Genomic DNA, 21,116 nt, shown 5'->3' with positions numbered 1-21,116 from the left:
CAACCGTTAAAGTTGCAACAGGCAAACGGCGGCTGAGCCGCGTGCTGCGAAAGTGAGCCCGCTCTCTTCACCAGATGTGACAAAAACTTTCCTTAAGTTGGGAACACCGTATATGTTTTGGTTCTGACATCTAATTCAAAAGTAATACTAAATTCCTTCCCATCTACGAGAACGGACAGAATTAGTTTTCGTTCGCCCGTCTCGTTCAAAAATTGCTTGGTTGTTGCCGGATCTATCGTAAATATGTTCATGCTACCCAAAGGGTTTCGGGTTATATTTTCTGTGTCGGTTTTTGTATCCAAAGTTATTTTTTCATTTATCCTATTTTCTATGTTTGTTTCTCCAACACTCAATGAAGATTTTAAGATATCAATTTCCCTATTTTTAGAGGAGGTATAAGCGCCTAACCAAATATAGTGCTCATCGGGGCTGATCCGCTTACCTTCAATGGCAAAATATATATCCTCTATCGTAAAAGGTGAATCTTTTGGTATTGATTTTATTTCCTCAGAACGAAAATCTTCTGATGGTTTATGAAATATTGTATGTTTTTCCATCGTTTCACATGCGGTCATGAACATACTCATTGCGCCTAAAGAAAATAGCGTAATGAATTTATTTAGAAATTTCTTCATTTCAGTCGTCCCGTTTTTAAGGTTTTGAAAAGGGCGCCCCAATTCCTGTTGCAGCCGGGGCACAGCGCCCTTTACATCTGTTGGCGAAAAGCTTTCTTTTCCGCAGCACGTGCAGGCCGTATCCACGCGTTGAGGGCGGACGACAGCATCGCCACCACAACCGAAAAGATCATCGGAAGACGGATTTTTAAATACGTGTGACATTCTTAATATTGGCATTTTTCTATTTTCTAACGATAACAACAACCGTTAAAGTTGCAACAGGCAAACGGCGGCTCAGGCGCGTGCTGCGAAAGTGAGCCCGCTCTCTTCACCAGATGTGACAAAAACTTTCCTTAAGTTGGGAACACCGTATATGTTTTGGTTCTGACATCTAATTCAAAAGTAATACTAAATTCCTTCCCATCTACGAGAACGGACAGAATTAGTTTTCTTTCACCCGTCTCGTTCAAAAATTGCTTGGTTGTTGCCGGATCTATCGTAAATAATTTAAAGCTATCCAAAGAATTTTGGTATATATTTTCTGTGTCGGTTTTTGTACTCAATGATATTTTTTCATTGAATTTATTCTCAATATTTGTTTCTCCAAAAATCAATGAAGATTTTAAGATATCAATTTCCCTATTTTTAGAGGAGGTATAAGCGCCTAACCAAATATAGTGCTCATCGGGGCTGATCCGCTTACCTTCAATGGCAAAATATATATCCTCTATCGTAAAAGGTGAATCTTTTGGTATTGATTTTATTTCCTCAGAACGAAAATCTTCTGATGGTTTATGAAATATTGTATGTTTTTCCATCGTTTCACATGCGGTCATGAACATACTCATTGCGCCTAAAGAAAATAGCGTAATGAATTTATTTAGAAATTTCTTCATTTCAGTCGTCCCGTTTTTAAGGTTTTGAAAAGGGCGCCCCAATTCCTGTTGCAGCCGGGGCACAGCGCCCTTTACATCTGTTGGCGAAAAGCTTTCTTTTCCGCAGCACGTGCAGGCCGTATCCACGCACTGAGGGCGGACGACAGCATCGCCACCACAACCAAAAGATCATCGGAAGGCAGATTTTTAAATACGTGTGACATTCTTAATATTGGCAGTTTTCTATCATCTAAAGAAAACGACACCGTTAAAGTTGCAACAGGCAAACGGCGGCGCATCCGCTATTTTGTAGTACAAATTATAGACACAGTCCAACCGGCAGTTGGGGAAAAGTGGCTCATAACATTTTCCGTATGAATTTCTCAACGATCAAGCCTAAGCAAGCAGATACCCCGCCAAGAACGCCCATTTGCCAAAGAGGCAGAGGACCAAACAAAATAAGAAATCCAAACATGGTAGCAAAAATAACCACTGCGATGATGATGCGTGACGTTAAACCCATTGCAACTTTTCCTTTCGATCAAAACCCCTACGCACAAATACCCACCACGGCTCTCTGGCATGCGTTGATATAAAAATGCAAAAAACTCAAACCTCGGTATAGAGTTTCTTTCCTGCTGTAACTATGAACCCTGCGCTGAAAATGGAAATCACAGAATAGAGCGCGGTTACCATGGCTTCAAAGAACAGGCTTGGGCTATCAAAAATCATCTGCAAACAAACAAGAGCTTCAATAAAAGCCACCAGAAAAATGTCACGGTTTATACGGCGCGAGGAAATATAGGATTTCACAAGAGTAGGCCGGGTTTCCGCGGGCAAATGGCTCAGTGGAACGTATATGCTTAACCTTAGCAGTAACCAAGTCATAAAAAATGACAAACAGGCAAAAAACCATGGGCTTATAACCAGATTTTCGACGTCAATATTTAAAAAAATGAGCGCCCCCACAAAAATGAAAAAGAAAAAAACCACCACTAACACAACTATAAAAAATACGATTACGGTTGCCCAAAAATGTTTTTTTGCAGCGGTAAACTTGATGGACGGTTCGAATAATTTCATATCTGCGGCAAACAGTGTCACGGTCACTGAAAATATTGCAAGATACCCAAAGATATCGAAAAATGTTGCAACGTGGTTATCAAATATAAAAGATACGCCTTCGAGCACCAGATAGCTGACAAACAAACAAAGGACTGTCCAAGGGTTTGTCTTACAAAAGCTGTTTACTTGGAACAATGTTTGACGAATGATCATGTGACTTTCCTAAAATGTGCAGCTACAAAATTAGGATTTGTAGGTGCGGTGCGTTTACCATTTTGTGGCTTTGTTGGCCCAGGGCCAAGAGTAATAAAAATATCAGTCAAAAACCTTAGGCAAAGTACTCAAGATAAATTAAGATCGTTAAGGTAACGGCCATCATAACAATTGACGCGCGTATCAATTTAATAGAAATATCCATGACATTTTTGGAATAATCATTTTCGTTGACAAATTCATCTCGTTTTCTTTGAAACCATTTCCAGATAGGAATGGATATATTTAGGAAAAAGAGTGTTGTGAAAACTTTTTGTAACGTATTTATGCCTGAATAAAGAGTCGCAAAGATAAACATACAAAAACTAACTGTGGCAATCAGTGCTGCAACAAGAAATTTCTTTTTGAAACCTATCGGAAAGTCCTTGCACATATTTGTCATGATTTTCTCCATTGAGCGACTGGCAAGGATGCTATCCTTGCCAGAAAGGGTTATTATGAATTACCTGTGACGTATCCGACCCCTGTAGCACCTAAACTAACACCGGCCGCGCCGGTAATGACCGCAGGTGACGATATGACAAAAACTTTCCTTAAGTTGGGAACACCGTATATGTGTCGGTTCTGACATCTAATTCAAAAGTAATACTAAATTCCTTCCCATCTACGAGAACGGACAGAATTAGTTTTCTTTCACCCGTCTCGTTCAAAAATTGCTTGGTTGTTGCCGGATCTATCGTAAATAATTTAAAGCTATCCAAAGAATTTTGGTATATATTTTCTGTGTCGGTTTTTGTACTCAATGATATTTTTTCATTGAATTTATTCTCAATATTTGTTTCTCCAAAAATCAATGAAGATTTTAAGATATCAATTTCCCTATTTTTAGAGGAGGTATAAGCGCCTAACCAAATATAGTGCTTATCGTGTTCAGCCTCCTTACCTTCGATGGCAAAATATATATCCTCTACAGTAAAAGGTGAATCTTTTGGTATTGATTTTATTTCCTCAGAACGAAAATCTTCTGATGGTTTATGAAATATTGTATGCGATTCAGCCGTCTCACATGCGGTCATGAACATACTCATTGCGCCTAAAGAAAATAGCGTAATGAATTTATTTAGAAATTTCTTCATTTCAATCATCCCGTTTTTAAGGTTTTGAAAACAGCGCCCCAATTCCTGTTGCAGCTGGGGCACAGCGCCCTTTACATCTGTTGGTGAAAAGCTTTCTTCTTTTCCGCAGCACGTGCTTTGGCCGTATCCGCGCACCGACGGCGGTAAATGCGGCTATGCTTGATACCATTACTATGGCGGCAACATTCCAGTTTAGCCTTGATATAAGCCAGTGCCACATAACAGGCGCCAAACTTGTTTGAATTACCAACGCGCGTGCCAAGAAAAACGTCAATTTCTATCTCCTCTATCTGTTGCCTTGAGCAGGGGCGCAGAAAGCGTTGAGAGAAAACTGTTGATCTCTTGCGTGCTGTGCAGGTGATGAAATGGCGTGCTGCCTGCCTCAAGATGTAATTTTTGGTATTTTGGACGGGTCAACCGATCAGAGCGCAAAACATATTTTATAAACTCCCAGGTCAGCCGATCGAGGCTGCCCCGCGGCAGACCTTTGCGCGCGCCAGAAAGCCGCCGTTTTAGCACCCGCCAGAGCCGGATGTGCAAAGGGATATCAAGCCAGACACAGCAATCGGCGCGGCTAAGGCGATGCGGATAGGTGGCCGATAGATTGCCGTCGATGACCCATCTATCAGCTTGTTCCGCGCGCGTTGCCAGCTTTATCTTTTCGGCTTTTGTACGCTTTTGCCAGCCCGGTGCGTAGTGGATTTGATCCAGATGCACCACGGGCAGGTCAAGCGTTTGGGCGATCTTGATCGCCACCGTGGATTTGCCCGATCCGGGGCAGCCGACCACCATTATCCGTTTCATTCTGTGGCCTCGACATCAATAAAGCCCCCCGACTGGCGGGCCCAGAAACCGGCGTAAAGCCCGCCTTGGGCGAGCAGATCGCTATGGCTGCCATCTTCGACAATGCGGCCCTCGTCCATTACTAAAATACGGTCCATATGGGCAATGGTCGACAGCCGGTGGGCAATGGCGATCACGGTTTTGCCCTGCATCATGCCGTAAAGCGTGTCTTGGATCGCCGCCTCGACCTCGCTGTCGAGCGCGCTGGTGGCCTCATCCAGCAACAGGATCGGCGCATCTTTTAAAATCACTCGCGCCAGAGCGATCCGCTGGCGCTGCCCGCCGGACAGTTTCACCCCGCGCTCGCCAACGCGGGCATCATAGCCGCTGCGCCCTTCAAGGTCTTGCAGATCGGCGATAAACTCATCCGCTTGAGCCTGTGCGGCGGCGGCGCTAATCTCGGCCTCACTGGCAGCATTGCGGCCATAGCGGATGTTGTCGCGCAAGGATCGGTGCAACAGGCTGCTGTCCTGCTGCACCATGCCGATCTGGGCGCGCAGGCTATCTTGGGTGACTGCTGTGATATCCTGACCATCGATCAAAATCTGACCGGACTCGCTATCGTAAAACCGCAGCAGCAGTTTAAAGAGCGTGGATTTCCCCGCGCCTGAGCGGCCCACCAGACCGATTTTTTCCCCCGGCTGGATGGTCAGCGATAGGCGGTCAAGCCCGCCGCTGTCGCGGCCGTAATGGTGGGTGAGGCCGCGCACTGTGATCGCCGCCTTGGAAATGGTCAGGTCCTTGGCCCCCGGCGCATCCACCAATGTCACCGGGTGGGCAATGCTTTCAAGGCCTTCGGCAACCACCCCAATTTCCTTAAAGAGCCCGCCAACGTTGCGGATGACCCAATTGCTCATGTGGTCAATCCGCAGCACCAAAAAGGTTGTGGCCACCACCATTCCGACGCTGGCCTGACCCATGTTCCATAGGATAATACCGCCGCCAGTCACGCCGACGACCAACATCCCGTTTAAAACCCAAAGCATGATATTCATGATGGTTTCAATGCGGTTGAGCCGGTAAAACGCTCTGCGTGTGGCATTCATGCCGTCTTGGACATAGGCCACCTCTGCCGCATCATGGGCAAACATTTTCACCGCATGGATGTTGGTGAACCCGTCGATCACCCGGCCGTTTAACTCCGATCTTGCATTTGATCCGGCTTTCGACGCGGGGGTGACCCGTTTAATGGTCCAGCGCATCAAAAAACCGTAAAGCACAAACCAGATGACCATGGGCACGGCCAGCCTTGGGTCGGTTTGAAGCAACAAGATAAACACCCCCACCGTATAGGCGAGAGCATAGAGCAGTGTTTCAAAAACCATCTGCACAACCTGCGCAGCCGCTTTGGGCGCCTCCATCACCCGGCTTGAAATCCGGCCGGCAAAATCACTTTCAAACCAGCCAACCGATTGGCGGATCACCTGACGATAGGCCCGCCACCGCCCCAAGGCGACGATATTTACATCCAGCGTTTGATTGATCAGCAAAGCATCCAGCCCATAAATGAGTGGCCGGATCAGCAGGAAAAAACCGATCAGCACAATCAGTGCCGCGGGAATGTTCTGACTGATAACTTCGGGGGTACTTTGGATTACATCAACAAACCAGCCAATGCCATAGATCATTACAAGCTCAATCCCGGCAACTGCGATCAATATGCCGCAATAGACCGAAAGCGTTCGATAAAACGGCCGGCACTGATCGCGCAGATAAGGCCAGACCTTTTGTGGCGGGCTATCATCGGGTGGGTAATCACAAAAAGGATCAACAAGGTTTTCAAAAAAGCGCAACATGGGGGCGTCCAATATAAATAATAAAAAGCCGCCCAGAATACGCGGTTGGGCGCAGATGTAAATACTTAAAATTGATAAAGAACAATTATATTATATTTCAGGTTGTTAAAGGCGTGCCTATTCGGCGGCCTGCTCAACCCCGATAAAGCCGCCGGACTGGCGGTTCCAATAGCGTGCATAAAGACCGTTTCGGTCCAGCAGCGCCTGATGCGTGCCCTGCTCGACGATCTCGCCCTGATCCATGACGATAATCCGGTCCATCCGCGCGATGGTCGACAGCCGGTGCGCGATGGCCAGCACGGTTTTGCCCTCCATCACCCGATTGAGCGCGTTTTGGATTAGCGCTTCAACCTCGCTATCGAGCGCGCTTGTGGCCTCATCCAGCACCAAGATCGGCGCGTCTTTCAGTATGGCGCGGGCCAGTGCAATGCGCTGGCGCTGCCCGCCCGACAGTTTAACGCCGCGCTCGCCCAGATGGGCGTCATAGCCGCTGCGGCCCTTAAAATCGCGAAGTTCGGCGATAAACGCGTCGGCTTCGGCCTTTTGCGCGGCAGCGTTTAGATCGGCTTCGCTGGCCTCTGGGCGGCCATAAAGGATGTTATCGCGCGCCGAGCGGTTGAACATGGCGGTTTCTTGGGTGACCATGCCGATGGCATTGCGCAGGCTGTCTTGGGTCACCGCGCTGACGTTCTGGCCATCAATTTGCACGCTGCCGGCTTCTGTATCATGCAGCCGCAGCAGCAGCGCAACCAAGGTGGATTTGCCGGCGCCCGATGCGCCCACGATGCCCAGCTTTTCGCCCGGTTGCACGGTTAGATTGATATTGCGCACCCCGCCGTTTTCACGGCCATAGGCAAAGCTAACAGCGTCGAAATGCACCTTGGCATCGCGCACCTGCAGGTCGGCTGCCTCGGGGGTATCGACCAACCCATGCGGCGGGCTTAGCGTGCGCATGGCATCTTCGACCTCGCCCAAGTTAGTATAAAGCGTCATCATCGAAAAGCTGACCCAGCCGGACATCATCATCAGCCGCATGGCCACCGATCCGGCGGCCACCACAGCGCCGGGGGTGGCACTTCCCATCGACCACAGCGCCACCGTACTGCCCACCACCAGCAAAAAGATCACACCCGCATAGGTCAGCAGCCAGGCGCGAAACCAGACCAGCAATTTGCCGTAATCGGTCATCGTGCCTTGCAGGTCTTCAAAGGTTTTTAGCGCGGCGCGGTCTTCGTAAAACGCATTGGCGAAAAGTTTCACAATGCTGATGTTACTAATGGTATCTACGACCTGACCAGTGGTCACCGCCTGAGCATTAGCACGCCGCGCCGCCCTTTGCCGGATGCGCGGCAGAAAATAGCGTAGCAGTGCGTAAAAGCCCACAATCCATAGCCCGACAATCGCGCCCACGCGCCAGTCGATACTGGCCACAATCACCAGCGCAGCCACAATCGAAGACAGGGCAAACAAAACAGTATGCAGAAAATCCACCACCACATCGGTCAGCGCCCGTGCGCCTTGCATTTCCTTTTGTGCAATCCGTCCGGCAAAGTCATTTTCAAAAAACTGGGTGGAATGCCCCAATGTCCAGCGGTGCAGGCGGGTCAGGATCATACTGCGCAGCGCCGGGCCAATGGCCACCGATTGCACATAGGCCGACAGCATGAACATGGCGGGCCGGATCAAAAGAATAAACACCACTGCGGCGAGCATAAAGCCAAGCTGCTCGGTAAAGACGCGCTCGGGTCCTGTAATCAACACCACATCGACAATCCAGCCCAGCAAGGCGGCAGTGATCATTTCAAGCACGCCGGCGGCGATGGTGGTCGCGGCGCCAAGACCAATGACGCCATAGCTGCCTTTGAGGCACCAATGGACAAACGCCCAAAGCCGGTTGGGCGGCGCGCCGTCTGCTGGCGCTTGGGTGTCAATCCAACTGGCAGGATCAAAGAGCTTACGCCACATCAATAAAGCCCCCCGACTGGCGCGCCCAGAAACCGGCGTAAAGCCCGCCTTGGGCGAGCAGATCGCTATGGCTGCCATCTTCGACAATGCGGCCCTCATCCATCACCAAAATGCGGTCCATATGCGCAATCGTGGACAGCCGGTGGGCAATGGCGATCACGGTTTTGCCTTCCATCATGCCGTAAAGCGTGTCTTGGATCGCCGCTTCAACCTCGCTGTCGAGCGCGCTGGTGGCTTCATCCAGCAACAAGATCGGCGCGTCTTTTAAAATCACCCGCGCCAGTGCAATCCGCTGGCGCTGCCCGCCGGACAGTTTCACCCCGCGCTCGCCGACGCGGGCATCATAGCCGCTGCGCCCTTCAAGGTCTTGCAGATCGGCGATAAACTCATCCGCTTGGGCCTGTGCGGCGGCGGCGCTAATCTCGGCCTCGCTTGCCGAATTGCGCCCGTAACGGATATTGTCACGCAAGGATCGGTGCAACAGGCTGCTGTCCTGTTGCACCATGCCGATCTGGGCGCGCAGGCTGTCTTGGGTGACCGCTGCAATGTCCTGACCGTCGATCAAAATCTGACCGGACTCGCTATCGTAAAACCGCAGCAGCAGTTTAAAGAGCGTGGATTTCCCCGCGCCTGAGCGGCCCACCAGACCGATTTTTTCCCCCGGCTGGATGGTCAGCGAAAGCTGGTCAAGCCCGCCGCTGTCGCGGCCATAATGGTGGGTTACATCAAGAATTTCGATTTTGGCCTCTGGCACCTTTAGGTCTTTGGCCTGCGCTGCATCCACCAAGGTCACGGGTTGGGCGATGGTTTCCATCCCTTCGGCGACCACACCCAATTCTCGGAAAAACGAGGTTATGGCCCACATGATCCATCCCGTCATTGCATTCAAACGCAGCACCAATGCGGCTGCTGCGGCCACAATGCCAGCACTTGCACTGCCTTGGACCCATAGCAAAACAGCCCAGCCCACAACGCCTATGATCAGCAGTCCATTCAGCACCATAAGATTTAAATCCATGACGCTGTAAATGCGCATCTCACGGATAAATTTGCGACGGTTGTTTTCAATCGCTTCCTTGGCATAGGTGATTTCATAATCCTCATGCGCAAACATTTTGACGGAATGAATGTTGGTATAGCTGTCGACCACGCGGCCGTTGAGCTCAGAGCGCGCATCTGACGAAGCTTTCGAGGCCGGCTCGACATTTTTCACTGTCCATTTGAGCAAGACCAGATAAAGGCCAAACCAAATCACGAGCGGAATAGTTAGCCGTACATCAGCCTGAAACAGCAGGAAAAAGGCACCGATGACATAGGCAATAGAATAGCTAAGAGCATCAAACACCTGAAACACCGCTTCGCCGGCCGAGCGCGGGGTTTGCATCACACGGTTGGCAATACGGCCAGCAAAATCATTTTCAAACCAGCCCACCGATTGCCGCATCACATGGCGGTGCGACCGCCACCGCACCACGGTGGTCAGATTGGGCAATATTGTCTGGTTCAAAAGCAAAACATGCAGGCCGTACATCAGCGGCCGCAAAAGCAAAATGAAAATTGTCAGGCCAATCAGGGTTGGTGCAAGCTTTGTAAGCGCCGTTTGCGGATCACCCTGCATCGCATCCACGATCCACCCAAGATAGTATATAAGCCCCAGCTCGCTGGCTGCGACAACAAAAGACATGAATGCGGCCAGCCAAAAAATACGGTAGAACGGCCGGCAATATTCAAGCATAAAGGGCCACATACCGGTGGGTGGCTGATCGGTTTGCGCGTAGTCGCAATAGGGATCTACAAGGTTTTCAAAAAAGCGGAACATAAAAGCGCCTCAGCGGGTCATAAAAAGCCGCTCAGAATACGCCCTTCGTAAATTTTGTAAAGAGGCAATCTAACGCGGCTCTACTTAAACGCGTTTTCCAAGCGCGGATCAAACGATCACTCAAACACCAATCCGAAAACACAGGCTGCAACCAAGGCCCCCATGACCTTGTTGAACAAAGCCTGCCGCTCTGGGCTTTTTAGAAACTGCGCGAGCCATTGGCCTAGAAATGTCCAGGCAGATGCCGAGAAAAGCCCCGTGACCACGAAAACTGCTGCGATAATCAAGGCCGTTTTTAACGTTGCCAGCGGATCAATAAACTGTGCGGTGATTGCACCGGCCATGGCCCAGGCTTTGGGATTGATCCATTGAAACCCCGCCGCTTCAATAAACCGGAACGGCCGGCTTTGCCCGCTGCTGTCGGTGAGCCCGCCTGCCGTGGCGATTTTATACGCCACATAGAGCAGCAGAAAAACCCCGGCCCAGCGCAAGAGCTCACGCAGCACGGCGCTTTGTTGGAACAGCTGCCCTATAAATAGCCCAATGATGAAAATCATCACCGCAAACCCGAGCGCAATGCCAAAAATATGCGGCAGCGTTCGGCGGTAGCCAAAATTCACACCCGAGGCTGCGACCAAAGCGTTGTTTGGACCGGGGGTAAAGGCCGAGGACGCGGCCAAAAGAATAAGAGTAAACAGGCTGTAAAGGTCCAAAGGTATTCCCCAATATAAAAACCAACAGCCCTAACGGCCGGCGTCGAAACTTCTTAAGACAAAAGCGCCTTTTTGCTCAATTGAAAGCCTGAGTCAATCCAGCGCTGCTCTAATGTCCGTAGCTCTGCGCCCAATTGCGCACCGGAATACTGCGGCATCAAATCCTGAGCTGCAACCGGAAAACTTGCATTGGCTCCAATGTCAGCGGCATTAAAATCCCCGCTCGCCACTTCGGTTTCAAACTGCGCCGCGCGCAATAGTAAAATATCCTGCGCCGCAATCACGCCGTGGCGATAGCCCAGTTCCCCTGCGCCCGATGCGCTGCCCATTTCGCCTTTGTAAAGCGTTAGGGTTTTATCTTGCTGTTTGCTCAGCCGCAGCGCGGCTTGCACATCCATGCCGCCAAGCGCTGCCAAGCGCCGTATGGGGTTGGGCTGAACTCTGTTGCTCTGCTCAAGATGCACCAAAAGCCCAATGGACCTATCATCGGCGCCATTCAAAACCCTCACCAATGCGCCTGTAGCGCGCATGACCGCCAAACTGGGCGCCGGATCAGCCGCTGCCAAAAGCTTTAAAAGCTCATTGCCGATACGTTCTTTGGACAGCCCGTCCAATCCGTCGATATGGGCACCAATTGCCGCCAGCGCCTCTGGATCAAAGCCCAGTTGCGGATCGCCATACCATGCAGAAAAGCGAAAAAAACGCAGGATGCGCAGGTAATCTTCCTCGATACGCTGGGCTGCATCTTTGATAAACCGCACCCGCCGCGCCCGAAGATCGCCAAGGCCCTCAAGCGGGTCGATCACCGCGCCCGAGGCCTGTGCATAAAGTGCGTTCATGGTAAAATCCCGGCGCTGGGCATCAGCGGTAATATCATCGGAAAACGCCACCACTGCGCGCCGGCCATCGGTGCTGACATCGGTGCGAAAGCTGGTCACCTCAAAGGCCGTGCCGCTGACCACAACGGTTACTGTGCCATGGTCAATCCCTGTGGGGATGGGCTTTAATCCGGCGGCCTTGGCCAGCTCAATCACCCGCTCGGGCCGCGCATCGGTGGCGATATCAATATCGCTTACCGCTTGGTGTAGCAGATCATTGCGCACGCAGCCGCCGACAAAAAGTGCCTGATGGCCGCCTGCATCCAGCACGCGGCACAGGCGCTGCGGCGCTGCGGTCTTATACCAGTCCCCCGTCAGTTTCATCGCTGCATCCTTTCGGCCAGCCCGTAGAGAATTCGCGCCGTAGCCCCCCAGATATAATAGGGTCCGTAGGGCACGGTGTAATAGCGCCGCCACTGATTGTTCCAGTGCCGCGCTTCGACGTTATAGTTGGACAGATCGCTTAAAAACGCCAGAGGAACATGAAACACCTCATCCACCTCACCGGCTTCTGGAACGGGTGTGAAGCTAGTGGAGAGTTCACCGACCACAGGGGTGACACGAAATCCGGTCACTGTTTCATGGACAGACAAATGACCAAGCACGTCCACATTGGACGGGTCAAGCCCAACCTCTTCGTTGGCTTCGCGCAGTGCGGCGGCGGTATCATCGCGGTCACCGGCATCGACTTTGCCGCCAGGAAAGGCGACCTGACCTGGATGCTGGTCAAGATGTGCCGCACGCTTGGTCAACAGCACCCTTGGGCCATCTGGATGCGGTTCGATCGCCACCAGTACGGCTGCACGCCGCAAAACCCGATTGGGGGGCAAAACCACTGCGGGGTTCAGATCATAATCCGACGATCCGCCCGACAAAGACGTAAGCGCGCTGTGCACCGCTGCCAAAGGATCAGCGCTGGGCGACATCATCAGCTTTGGCCTCGAACCCGACAGTGGCTGGATCAAGATCGTAATGCGCCCCACAGAACTGACAGTCGGCAGTGACCCGTCCTTCTGGGGTGGTCATGGATTCAATGTCTTTGGCCGAGTAGATCGACAGTGATTGGCGCACCCTCTCTTCTGAGCAGGTGCAGCCAAAGCGCAGGGTCTGCGCGTCATAAACCCGTGGAATTTCTTCGTGAAACAGGCGCACCAGAACGTCATCCGGCGATACGGTTGGGCCTATCAATTCCAGCTCTTCCACAGTGTCGAGCAAAATATTCGCACGGTTCCAGTTTTCGCTATCGTCGCCTTTCAGCAGGTCATCGGCCGCCAGCAGACCATCTTCGCCCGTGGCCTCGCCAGAAGTGGCAGACAGGCTTGATTTTGGCATGTGCTGCAGCATGATCCCGCCGGCGCGCCAGTGTTCGGCGACCCCGGGTTCGCTTGAACGGCCAAAGCTAAGAGAAAACCGGCTTGGCAATTGTTCGGACTGGGCAAAATAAGCCTCGGCGCAAGCCGCCAAAGAGCCGCCCGCAATCGGGGTAATGCCCTGATAGGGCTGTGTGCCTTCGCCCTGATCAATTAAAATGGCGAAATACCCTTCGCCGATCTGATCGAACGGATCGCCCTCTGCAAGCCGGTCGGCATCATAGCTTGCATAGGCGCGGATGCGCGCTGGTTCGCCCTCTTTGCTGGGGCCATAATAATCGGTGGCAATGCGCCGAACCGCGCCTTTCGACTGCACTTGAAGCGACAGTTTCCAGCGCAACTTAATGCTGTGGCCGATCAGCGCTGTGAGCAAGGTCATTTCCGCCACCAGCGCTTCGACTTGCGGTGGATAATTATGCTGGCGAAGAACACCGCTTAGCACGCCATCAAGCCGGGCCACGCGGCCCCTGATATCTGATTTATCCAACTGGAACGGTAAAACCGTATCGTCCCAGGCCAGTTGCTTTGCTCGTGACATTCGCTTTCCTTTTAACGGCTTGTGGTGCCTTACCCTGTCTATATAAGGGGGGCAAGTATCGGTCCAAGGGTATGCGCTATGATAAAACGGTATGGTATCCCCCCACGCAGTGGGACAAAATATGTGTCTCGTCCTGGCATTTATGCGATTTTGCCTTTGGGCAATCAGCTTTTGCTGACCCATCAAATTGCGGTCACGGCTGAATTTCAATTGCCCGGAGGCGGTATAGATCCCGGCGAGCATCCTATTTCGGCACTCTACCGTGAAGTGATGGAAGAAACCGGCTGGCGGATTACCCGCCCGCGGCGGGTGGGCGCATTTCGGCGCTTTGTTTATATGCCGGAATATGATCTTTGGGCGGATAAAATCTGCACGGTGTATTGCGCCGATCCAGTGCGCCGGTTGGGGGATCCGACAGAAGAGGGTCACACAGATCATCTGGTACCAGCTGCGCTGGCGGCCGAGCTCGTCGAAAACCCCGGGGATCGGGCCTTTATCCTGGACTATCTAGAGCAGGCGGGTCTTTAGCCGCGCCGCCGCAGTATTCAAGCAAGATGCCCGAGACATCATCGGGAAAATCACCGCTGCCGGAAAATGCCGTCAGCTGCGTCATTAGACCGTTTAAAAATTCTGCGCCGCGCTTGGGGCGCAGGGTATCCACCATTTGCGCCAGCCCTTCCTCGGCCAGCATTTCGCCTGCTGGGCTTGGACATTCGGTCACCCCATCTGATAGGATGAGCAGACGATCACCGGGGGCAAGCGTGGTGCCAAAGCCTTCGACCGTCGCGCCCTCGACCAACCCCACAGGCAGCCCGCCGGGGCCCTGTTGTTCAATCTGCCCGTCAGCGCGCTGGATCAGCGGGTGGGGGTGGCCCGCCTGCGCCATGCGCACCGCGCCCGAGCGCAGATCAAGATCGGCCAAAAGCAAGGTAAAGTAGAGATCAGTTTTCAGCTCGTCCAGTACGGCGGTGTTGAGCTTGGCGATCACTTCATCGGGGGGCAAAACCTGAACCCGTCCTTTATCGTCATAGCGCAGCGCCATATTTTGCGCCACCGAGGCCGAAGACAAATATCCCGCCAGCCGCGCGGTCATCAACGCCGAGCTGATCCCATGGCCCGATACATCAATTGCATAGATACCCAAATGGTTCGGGCCGGCGGGAAACAGCCCGACTAGATCACCGCCCACGTGTCCAGCGCTGTGCAGCATCAGCGATAAATCAAACGGCCCAAAGCTTTTATGTCGGTCCTTGATCAGCGATTGTTGCAGTTTTTCCGCCTGGATCAGGTCTTTGTCCAAGGCGCTATAAAGGCATTGCAATTCATCCAGGGTGGTGGTGATCAGCGCGTTTTTATCCTGCAATTCGCGCTGCATTTGTAAAATCCGCTCACCGGCAGATATGCGCGCACGCAGCTCATGCGCATTGACCGGTTTGGTTAGAAAATCATCGGCGCCGTTTTCCAGCCCATGCGCAATTTCATCCTTTTCCGATTTTGAGGTCAGCAGGATAAAATAGCTATAGCGATCCGCGTTCATCGCACGCAGCTGCAGACAAAACTCAAGCCCGGTCATCCCCGGCATCATCCAATCGCTGACAATCAGGTCGGGGCAGTTTTCTTTGCACTGAAGCAAAGCATCCGCGCCAGTGCCTGCCTCGGTGACGCGGTAGCCCCAGCGGTTGAGCATCGCCGATACAATCCGGCGCTGCAGGCGGCTGTCGTCAACCACCAGAATATGTTCTACCGCGCCGCAATGCGGCCCTTCGGCCGTTTGTGCCATATGTGTCACCTGACCCCCCCGTTTTTACCCAAACTCAAACTGGGGCCATAGGGTTAACAACCTCTAAAAGGTTAAATTTGAGTTGCTAAAATCTTAACGGTCAAGGATTTGTTTACTATTGGAGCGCAGGCTATTTGCGGGGACGAGTAGGAGACATCAGATGATAAATTGGGACCGCGTGGCCGAGCTACGCGAAGAAGTTGGCGTTGATGATTTCGCCGAGATTATCGAGCTGTTCTTAGAAGAGGTGGACGCCATAATTGAACTGCTCCGCGATGGTCAGGGGCTGTCCGATCTTGAAGCGCATTTGCATTTTTTAAAGGGCAGCGCGCTTAACTTGGGCTTTGCGCAATTTGCCGATCTGTGCCAAGCGGGTGAAACTGCCGCCGCCCAAGGGCGCAGCGACAGCGTTGATCTTGGCGCGATTATCACCGTTTATGACAGCGCCCGCGCGGTGTTTTTGGAACAATCACCAAAGCGGTTCGCGGCCTAGGGTTGGACTATAAATAAACAGAAGAAGCGCAGCGTTTTACATCGTGGCAAAAGCACACTTTGGACGCGCCAACCGGAACATTGGGTTTTAGGGTGCGAGCTCTTTTTCAACGTTTTCCCAGTCGTCTGCAAAAACAACTTCGCAGGCTGATCCTATATCTTGCGACCATCCAAAAAGCGCAAGAAACGGCGTTTCGTAAACCCGTGTGGCGTGGACGAGATTAGGCGGATTATAAATGGCGCTGCCGGCAGTGTGATCTTTCCAAGCGCCTTGGTCAAACCGCCACCCGCTGGGGCCGGTCAATGGGATGTATATTTCAGGCGCCAAGTGTTTATGGTCACGGTAAAGCGTGTTTGGCGACAAGAGAAAGAAACCGAGCAGAAAGTCATTTGCCACAAATGGGCAGTCCTCTGGACCAACCAGCAGGGCGTGCAAGTTTCCACGCCTATATCCATCACCAACGTCAGAGCCTTTGGCATAAAAGCCGCCGTCATCAACCCGCCACTGCAATTGATTGTAGCCAGCCATCAAAGCGGATTTTAGTTTGAAAAATGACGTGTCCGGTATTTTAGAAATGGCAGAATAAAGCAGCGTTTCATGCCGAGGAACGCCGCCGGTAAATTCGTTAATGGTTTCAACAGAGAAATTCTGCGCATTCAAGAAATTCAACAGATCAACAAAAACGGGGCTCTTGCCACAAGCCAACTGCAACGCGCTTTTTGCTTCTCCATAAATTCTTTGGATGGAAGGTTTATTCATATCCCACTTCGGTTTTTGCAACGGCTCTTTGCCCACTCTCAATTGACATTCTTAAAAACTCAAGTGGATTATGCGGCCTTCTTCGAGCCCTAAACGGACTGCCAACCGTGCCATTGAAGCATTCACCCTAAAGGCCCTGATCCTAGATCACAAATTGCGCCAAGATCTCGTCATTGGTGATATCGGAATAGGTAAAGCCGGCCTCATCCAGCCGTTTGAAAAACCCGTCAAACTGCTGGGGGGTTGGGTTTGCGAAAGGCTGCATTACGGACAAACTGGGCGTTGTTGGGTTTTAGTCAAAATCTATCACTGCCAGTTTCAAATACCCCATTCAAGCCCTGCAAGCTTCTCGCTCTTTTCCCATAGGCGCGTCTGTTTGTCTTGGTCGAGGGCATGATCCGCAACATTTGCATCACTGATAGGACCTCGTGTATCACCAAATCGACCGGGGCCATAATAAGCACCCCGTTTGGCCTCTTTTCCAGCGGCAGCGAGTACGGTAGGGGTTGCACCTGCCTCCAAACCTTGTGCGGCCAGCTTGTTCATTGTGCTCCAAAATACCTTAAGAAGCCCAGTCGGCCCAGTGCTTTGAAGGTTCGTGTCAGTATAACCCGGGTGGCAAGCTATACAGATAGCTTTACTGCCAGCAGCTTGAAGACGGCGGTCCAGTTCGAACGCAAACATCAGATTTGCCAGTTTTGATTGCGCGTAGGCCCTTGTTGGCGAGTATTTTCGATCAGACATGAAGTCGTCCAAATCGAGAGCGCCGCCCTTATGTGCAATGCTCGATAATACAACGATACGCCCCTTGGCGGCTTCGACCTTTTCCAGCAACAAACCGGTCAACAGGAAGTGGCCCAGATGATTGGCACCCATTTGCAGGTCAAAGCCATCCACGGTCTTTTCCTGCGGCGTCATCATGATCCCGGCGTTGTTGACTAAACCATCGATCGAGTTGGCTCGAGCCCTGATTTCATCTGCGCCTTTTCGAACTGACGAAAGGTCGCTCAAGTCGATCTGAACCAAATCGACGTCACCGGTGCAGGTCTCTTTCAGTTTATCACGCGCTTTTTCACCCTTGTTTATTGAGCGGCAAGCCATGATGATTTTAGCGCTGCGTTCGCCAAGGAGGCGTGCCGCTTCAAAACCAATCCCCGAGTTTGACCCAGTTATGACATAGGTCTTTCCGCTCAGATCCTGTAGTTGGCTTGGCTTCCAATCGGAAAATCCAGATTGGTTGATCTTTTTAGCCATTGTAAATCTCCTTTTCAAAATATTTTGTCCGGTGGTTCTAATAGTATTTTATCACCACAAATATACAATTAGACAACAAATGTCTATTTGAAACAATTGACAGCTGGTGTCAATAGAGCGAAATACATTAAATGAGCGAACGCAAAGTACAGATCCTAAGAGCCGCTGAAATCGTCTTTTCACGTTATGGTGTCAGCAAGACGACGATGAATGACATCGCAAAAACTGCCGGTGTGGCGAGACAAACGCTCTACAATGAATACCCGAACAAAGCGTCCGTTCTACGCGCAACGCTACGTTTTGGCGCAGAAAAGACGATGGCCGCCGTCGAAGCGAGATGGCGAAATCAACAAGACCTTGGTGACAAGTTGGATACCTTTTTTGAGTTAGGTCCACTGTATTGGTATGATGCCGTTCAAAGCTCACCTGAAATTGCAGATTTGATTGATGGTATAAATTCTATCGCACATGAGGAACTTATCGACCTTTCAAATCAATGGGCAAACAAGTTCGCAGCCTTACTTGAGCTACATTTAACTAACAGTTCGCCATCAAGTCCCGATGCAAAGGCGTTGGCAGATTTTGTTTATTCCACAAGTATGAACGCGAAATACTACGCACAAAACCGAGAGGTTCTTGAGACCCGCCTAAAGGTCTTAAAGCAAGCGGTACTATCGTTGATTTCTTAAATTAACACCTAGTGTTTTTCAGGACTGACAAATGAATTAACTCCTATGAGCAAGGGATGGTTGCACATATACAGCTTGCGAAAAAGGGCTTGAGCCTGACTTGCGCCGATGCAGAAGTATCTCGTGTAAACACAAACTTCCTGTCAACTCATCCTACACTCAATTGCAATTGCAATTAGGTAGGCTTTGGCCTCTAAACTGACATCCAACTGTGCCATTGGGGCATTCACCCTAAAGGCCCTGATCCTAGATCACAAATTGCGCCAAGATCTCGTCATTGGTGATATCGGAATAGGTAAAGCCGGCCTCATCCAGCCGTTTGAAAAACCCGTCAAACTGCTGGGGGGATTTGGTTTCGATCCCGATCAGGATCGAGCCGAAATTGCGCGCAGACTTTTTGAGATACTCAAACCGCGTGATATCATCATCGGGGCCTAGAAAATTCAAAAAATCTTTGAGCGCACCCGGGCGTTGCGGCATCCGCAGGATGAGGTATTTCTTGACCCCTGAATAGCGCTGGGCGCGTTCTTTGACCTCCGGCAGGCGTTCGAAATCAAAGTTCCCCCCCGAGGACACACAAACCACACGCCGGCCGCGAATGACATCGCGCAGATCTTTGAGCGCATCTATGGCCAGCGCGCCGGCCGGTTCAAGCACGATGCCTTCGAGGTTGAGCATCTCAACCATCGTGGTGCAAATCCGGTCTTCGGGGATGCGCAGCAGATTTTCTTGGCCAACCTCTTTAAGACGGGCAAATGTAAGCGCGCCGATCTGGCCCACGGCTGCGCCATCGGCAAAGGTATCCACCCGCTCTAACGCCACTGGATGACCGGCCTCGAGCGCGGCCCAAAGACAGGCCCCGCCCATCGGTTCAACCAAGGTTGCGCGGCACTGATCGCCGAAATATCCTAGCATCCCAGAGGCAAGCCCGCCGCCGCCAACCGGCAGCACAATATGATCCGGCGTGGCGCCCAGCTGGCGTTCAATTTCCACCGCAACACTAGCCTGACCTTCGATTACATCCGCATCATCAAAGGGCGACAGGAAATGCGCTCCGCTTTGGCGGCAAAAGCTTTGCGCCGCCAAAAGGCATTCGTCGAAATAGTCGCCGACCAGTTTAATTTTGACCGTATCGCCGCCGAAAATCTGGGTTTTCTGAATTTTCTGCTGCGGGGTGGTGACCGGCATAAAAATAGTGCCCTGCACGCCGAAATGGCGGCACATATAGGCCACGCCCTGGGCATGGTTGCCGGCGCTGGCGCAGACGAATTTTTTCTGTTCGGGCCGTTTGCGCATGGCGTTGAACGCACCGCGCAGCTTATACGAGCGCACCGGCGCAAGGTCTTCGCGCTTGAGCCAGATGTCGGCGTCATAAAGCGCGGATAGATGGTGATTTTTCTGCAGCGGTGTTTCGGCAAAAACATCGCGCATCTGGGTTTCGGAATTGCGGGCAAGGGCGGCAAAATCATTCATGCCCTAGCTGTGCCGCAGAGCAAGGCTAAAGGCAAGCCCCGCACCTTTAAACCAACGCTCTCTTTTCCACGTAATGACCGTAAAGCGTGGTGAGAATGCTGACATTGATCATGAGAAAGACCCATCGAAAAGGGATGACCCAAAGCGTCAGAAGAAAGAGATTGCCTGAAATCAGGTTGGTCGCATGCTCACTGACCCAAATCAAGCCCACCCAAAGCACCAGTGAGACAAGCATTAAAGCGCCTGTGCTGCCTTTGGTAGCCCGCCATGCTGCTCCCCAAGCGAGCCGCTCGCCCAATGCCGCCGAAGGGAGGATCGCTGCAAAACGGAAGAATATGGGTGCAATAAGCATAACTATCGCACCAATTACTGTCATCTTTGTAAAGGTTAGGCTAAGATCATCGAACCGGGACATAACAAGATCTACAAATATCATTGTCAATCCAATCCCTAAAGCCCAACAGAGCAAAAACAATAATAAGCTTTGGCCAAAATACGCCATCATGCGCCGGCCATGGAATTTTGGGATAAATCCGGTTGGTGTTTCTTCACGTAAAATAAACCGGTGCCAAGCCACAGCGATCCAATATCCGGTGATCATCCATATGACCTTGTCGAAAGACCAGATGATCAAAAATTGTGGGCTTAATCCAAGCTTGGCAATTGAAGTACCGGACGCGAAATATGCCATCATTGAGATGTTTTGCACCGCGAACAGCACTGCCGACAAGCGCAGCGCGATGGCAAAATTTCCAAACAGCATAACAAAGGAATGGCGAAGTAATCTCCAAGCCTGCATATAAATAACTTTCTTAAATACACTTTAAAATTGCAGCAACC

At 51.4% G+C, this 21,116-nt stretch carries 20 protein-coding genes; 3 read left to right on the top strand and 17 right to left on the bottom strand.

Features of this window, described 5'->3' with window-relative positions:
- Positions 1-92 precede the first annotated feature (92 nt).
- From GN278_17370 to GN278_17315, 12 genes are all read right to left on the bottom strand, one after another.
- On the bottom strand, positions 93-854 hold the full coding sequence (locus GN278_17370) for a hypothetical protein (GenBank protein XAT62385.1): 762 nt from the start codon (positions 852-854) through the stop codon (positions 93-95).
- Positions 855-970: 116 nt separating this feature from the next.
- A complete protein-coding gene (locus tag GN278_17365) occupies positions 971-1,513 on the bottom strand; it encodes a hypothetical protein (protein XAT62384.1) in 543 nt (180 codons plus the stop codon).
- Positions 1,514-2,101: 588 nt separating this feature from the next.
- The gene (locus GN278_17360) at positions 2,102-2,770 is read right to left on the bottom strand and encodes a hypothetical protein (protein XAT62383.1); all 669 of its coding nucleotides are present in this window, start codon (positions 2,768-2,770) and stop codon (positions 2,102-2,104) included.
- Between the two features lie 593 nt (positions 2,771-3,363).
- A complete protein-coding gene (locus GN278_17355) occupies positions 3,364-4,041 on the bottom strand; it encodes a hypothetical protein (protein ID XAT62382.1) in 678 nt (225 codons plus the stop codon).
- A 135-nt stretch (positions 4,042-4,176) separates the two neighbouring features.
- Complete coding sequence (locus GN278_17350) at positions 4,177-4,710, bottom strand: AAA family ATPase (GenBank protein XAT62381.1); 534 nt, start codon at positions 4,708-4,710, stop codon at positions 4,177-4,179.
- Positions 4,707-6,545, bottom strand: coding sequence for an ATP-binding cassette domain-containing protein (locus GN278_17345; GenBank protein XAT62380.1), 1,839 nt, complete (start codon positions 6,543-6,545; stop codon positions 4,707-4,709). Before GN278_17345 ends, GN278_17350 begins: the two co-directional genes overlap by 4 nt.
- Before the next feature lie 117 nt (positions 6,546-6,662).
- Positions 6,663-8,510: an ATP-binding cassette domain-containing protein gene (locus tag GN278_17340; protein ID XAT62729.1), complete on the bottom strand. Its 1,848-nt coding sequence runs from the start codon at positions 8,508-8,510 to the stop codon at positions 6,663-6,665.
- Positions 8,500-10,329 (bottom strand): ATP-binding cassette domain-containing protein, encoded by a 1,830-nt coding sequence (locus GN278_17335; GenBank protein XAT62379.1) that lies wholly within the window; start codon positions 10,327-10,329, stop codon positions 8,500-8,502. The genes GN278_17340 and GN278_17335 overlap by 11 nt, the downstream gene beginning before the upstream one ends.
- Positions 10,330-10,445: 116 nt before the next feature.
- Positions 10,446-11,048 carry a LysE family transporter gene (locus GN278_17330; GenBank protein XAT62378.1) on the bottom strand — a complete coding sequence of 201 codons (603 nt, stop codon included), beginning with the start codon at positions 11,046-11,048 and terminating at the stop codon, positions 10,446-10,448.
- 47 nt (positions 11,049-11,095) lie between these two features.
- Positions 11,096-12,244 (bottom strand): CCA tRNA nucleotidyltransferase, encoded by a 1,149-nt coding sequence (locus GN278_17325; protein ID XAT62377.1) that lies wholly within the window; start codon positions 12,242-12,244, stop codon positions 11,096-11,098.
- A complete protein-coding gene (locus GN278_17320) occupies positions 12,241-12,846 on the bottom strand; it encodes a CoA pyrophosphatase (protein XAT62728.1) in 606 nt (201 codons plus the stop codon). The genes GN278_17325 and GN278_17320 overlap by 4 nt, the downstream gene beginning before the upstream one ends.
- Positions 12,830-13,828 (bottom strand): Hsp33 family molecular chaperone HslO, encoded by a 999-nt coding sequence (locus GN278_17315; GenBank protein ID XAT62376.1) that lies wholly within the window; start codon positions 13,826-13,828, stop codon positions 12,830-12,832. The genes GN278_17320 and GN278_17315 overlap by 17 nt, the downstream gene beginning before the upstream one ends.
- A 78-nt stretch (positions 13,829-13,906) precedes the next feature.
- On the opposite strand from GN278_17315, the gene GN278_17310 reads away from it, so the two are divergent.
- Positions 13,907-14,356 (top strand): NUDIX domain-containing protein, encoded by a 450-nt coding sequence (locus GN278_17310; protein XAT62375.1) that lies wholly within the window; start codon positions 13,907-13,909, stop codon positions 14,354-14,356.
- Here GN278_17310 and GN278_17305 read toward each other — a convergent pair.
- The gene (locus tag GN278_17305) at positions 14,322-15,608 is read right to left on the bottom strand and encodes a SpoIIE family protein phosphatase (GenBank protein XAT62374.1); all 1,287 of its coding nucleotides are present in this window, start codon (positions 15,606-15,608) and stop codon (positions 14,322-14,324) included. The genes GN278_17310 and GN278_17305 overlap by 35 nt on opposite strands.
- Positions 15,609-15,768: 160 nt before the next feature.
- Here GN278_17305 and GN278_17300 point away from each other — a divergent pair, with 160 nt between their 5' ends.
- Complete coding sequence (locus GN278_17300) at positions 15,769-16,101, top strand: hypothetical protein (GenBank protein ID XAT62373.1); 333 nt, start codon at positions 15,769-15,771, stop codon at positions 16,099-16,101.
- Between the two features lie 87 nt (positions 16,102-16,188).
- On the opposite strand, the gene GN278_17295 is transcribed toward GN278_17300, so the two are convergent.
- Both GN278_17295 and GN278_17290 read right to left on the bottom strand, forming a co-directional pair.
- Entirely contained in the window at positions 16,189-16,860 is a 672-nt protein-coding gene (locus GN278_17295; GenBank protein XAT62372.1) for a hypothetical protein, read from the bottom strand.
- A 318-nt stretch (positions 16,861-17,178) separates the two neighbouring features.
- On the bottom strand, positions 17,179-18,114 hold the full coding sequence (locus GN278_17290; protein XAT62371.1) for an SDR family NAD(P)-dependent oxidoreductase: 936 nt from the start codon (positions 18,112-18,114) through the stop codon (positions 17,179-17,181).
- 131 nt (positions 18,115-18,245) lie between these two features.
- Here GN278_17290 and GN278_17285 point away from each other — a divergent pair, with 131 nt between their 5' ends.
- The gene (locus GN278_17285; protein ID XAT62370.1) at positions 18,246-18,803 is read left to right on the top strand and encodes a TetR family transcriptional regulator; all 558 of its coding nucleotides are present in this window, start codon (positions 18,246-18,248) and stop codon (positions 18,801-18,803) included.
- A 246-nt stretch (positions 18,804-19,049) separates the two neighbouring features.
- Here GN278_17285 and ilvA read toward each other — a convergent pair whose 3' ends face one another.
- Entirely contained in the window at positions 19,050-20,276 is a 1,227-nt protein-coding gene (gene ilvA / locus GN278_17280) for a threonine ammonia-lyase IlvA (GenBank protein XAT62369.1), read from the bottom strand.
- A 46-nt stretch (positions 20,277-20,322) separates the two neighbouring features.
- Complete coding sequence (locus tag GN278_17275) at positions 20,323-21,075, bottom strand: hypothetical protein (protein ID XAT62368.1); 753 nt, start codon at positions 21,073-21,075, stop codon at positions 20,323-20,325.
- Between the last annotated feature and the right edge of the window lie 41 nt (positions 21,076-21,116).

It is taken from the genome of Rhodobacteraceae bacterium Araon29, assembly GCA_039640505.1.
In the GTDB taxonomy this organism is placed as follows: Bacteria; Pseudomonadota; Alphaproteobacteria; order Rhodobacterales; family Rhodobacteraceae; genus CABZJG01.
The sequence above is the reverse complement of the archived record's forward strand: the minus strand, read 5'-3'. Positions and strand labels throughout refer to the sequence as shown.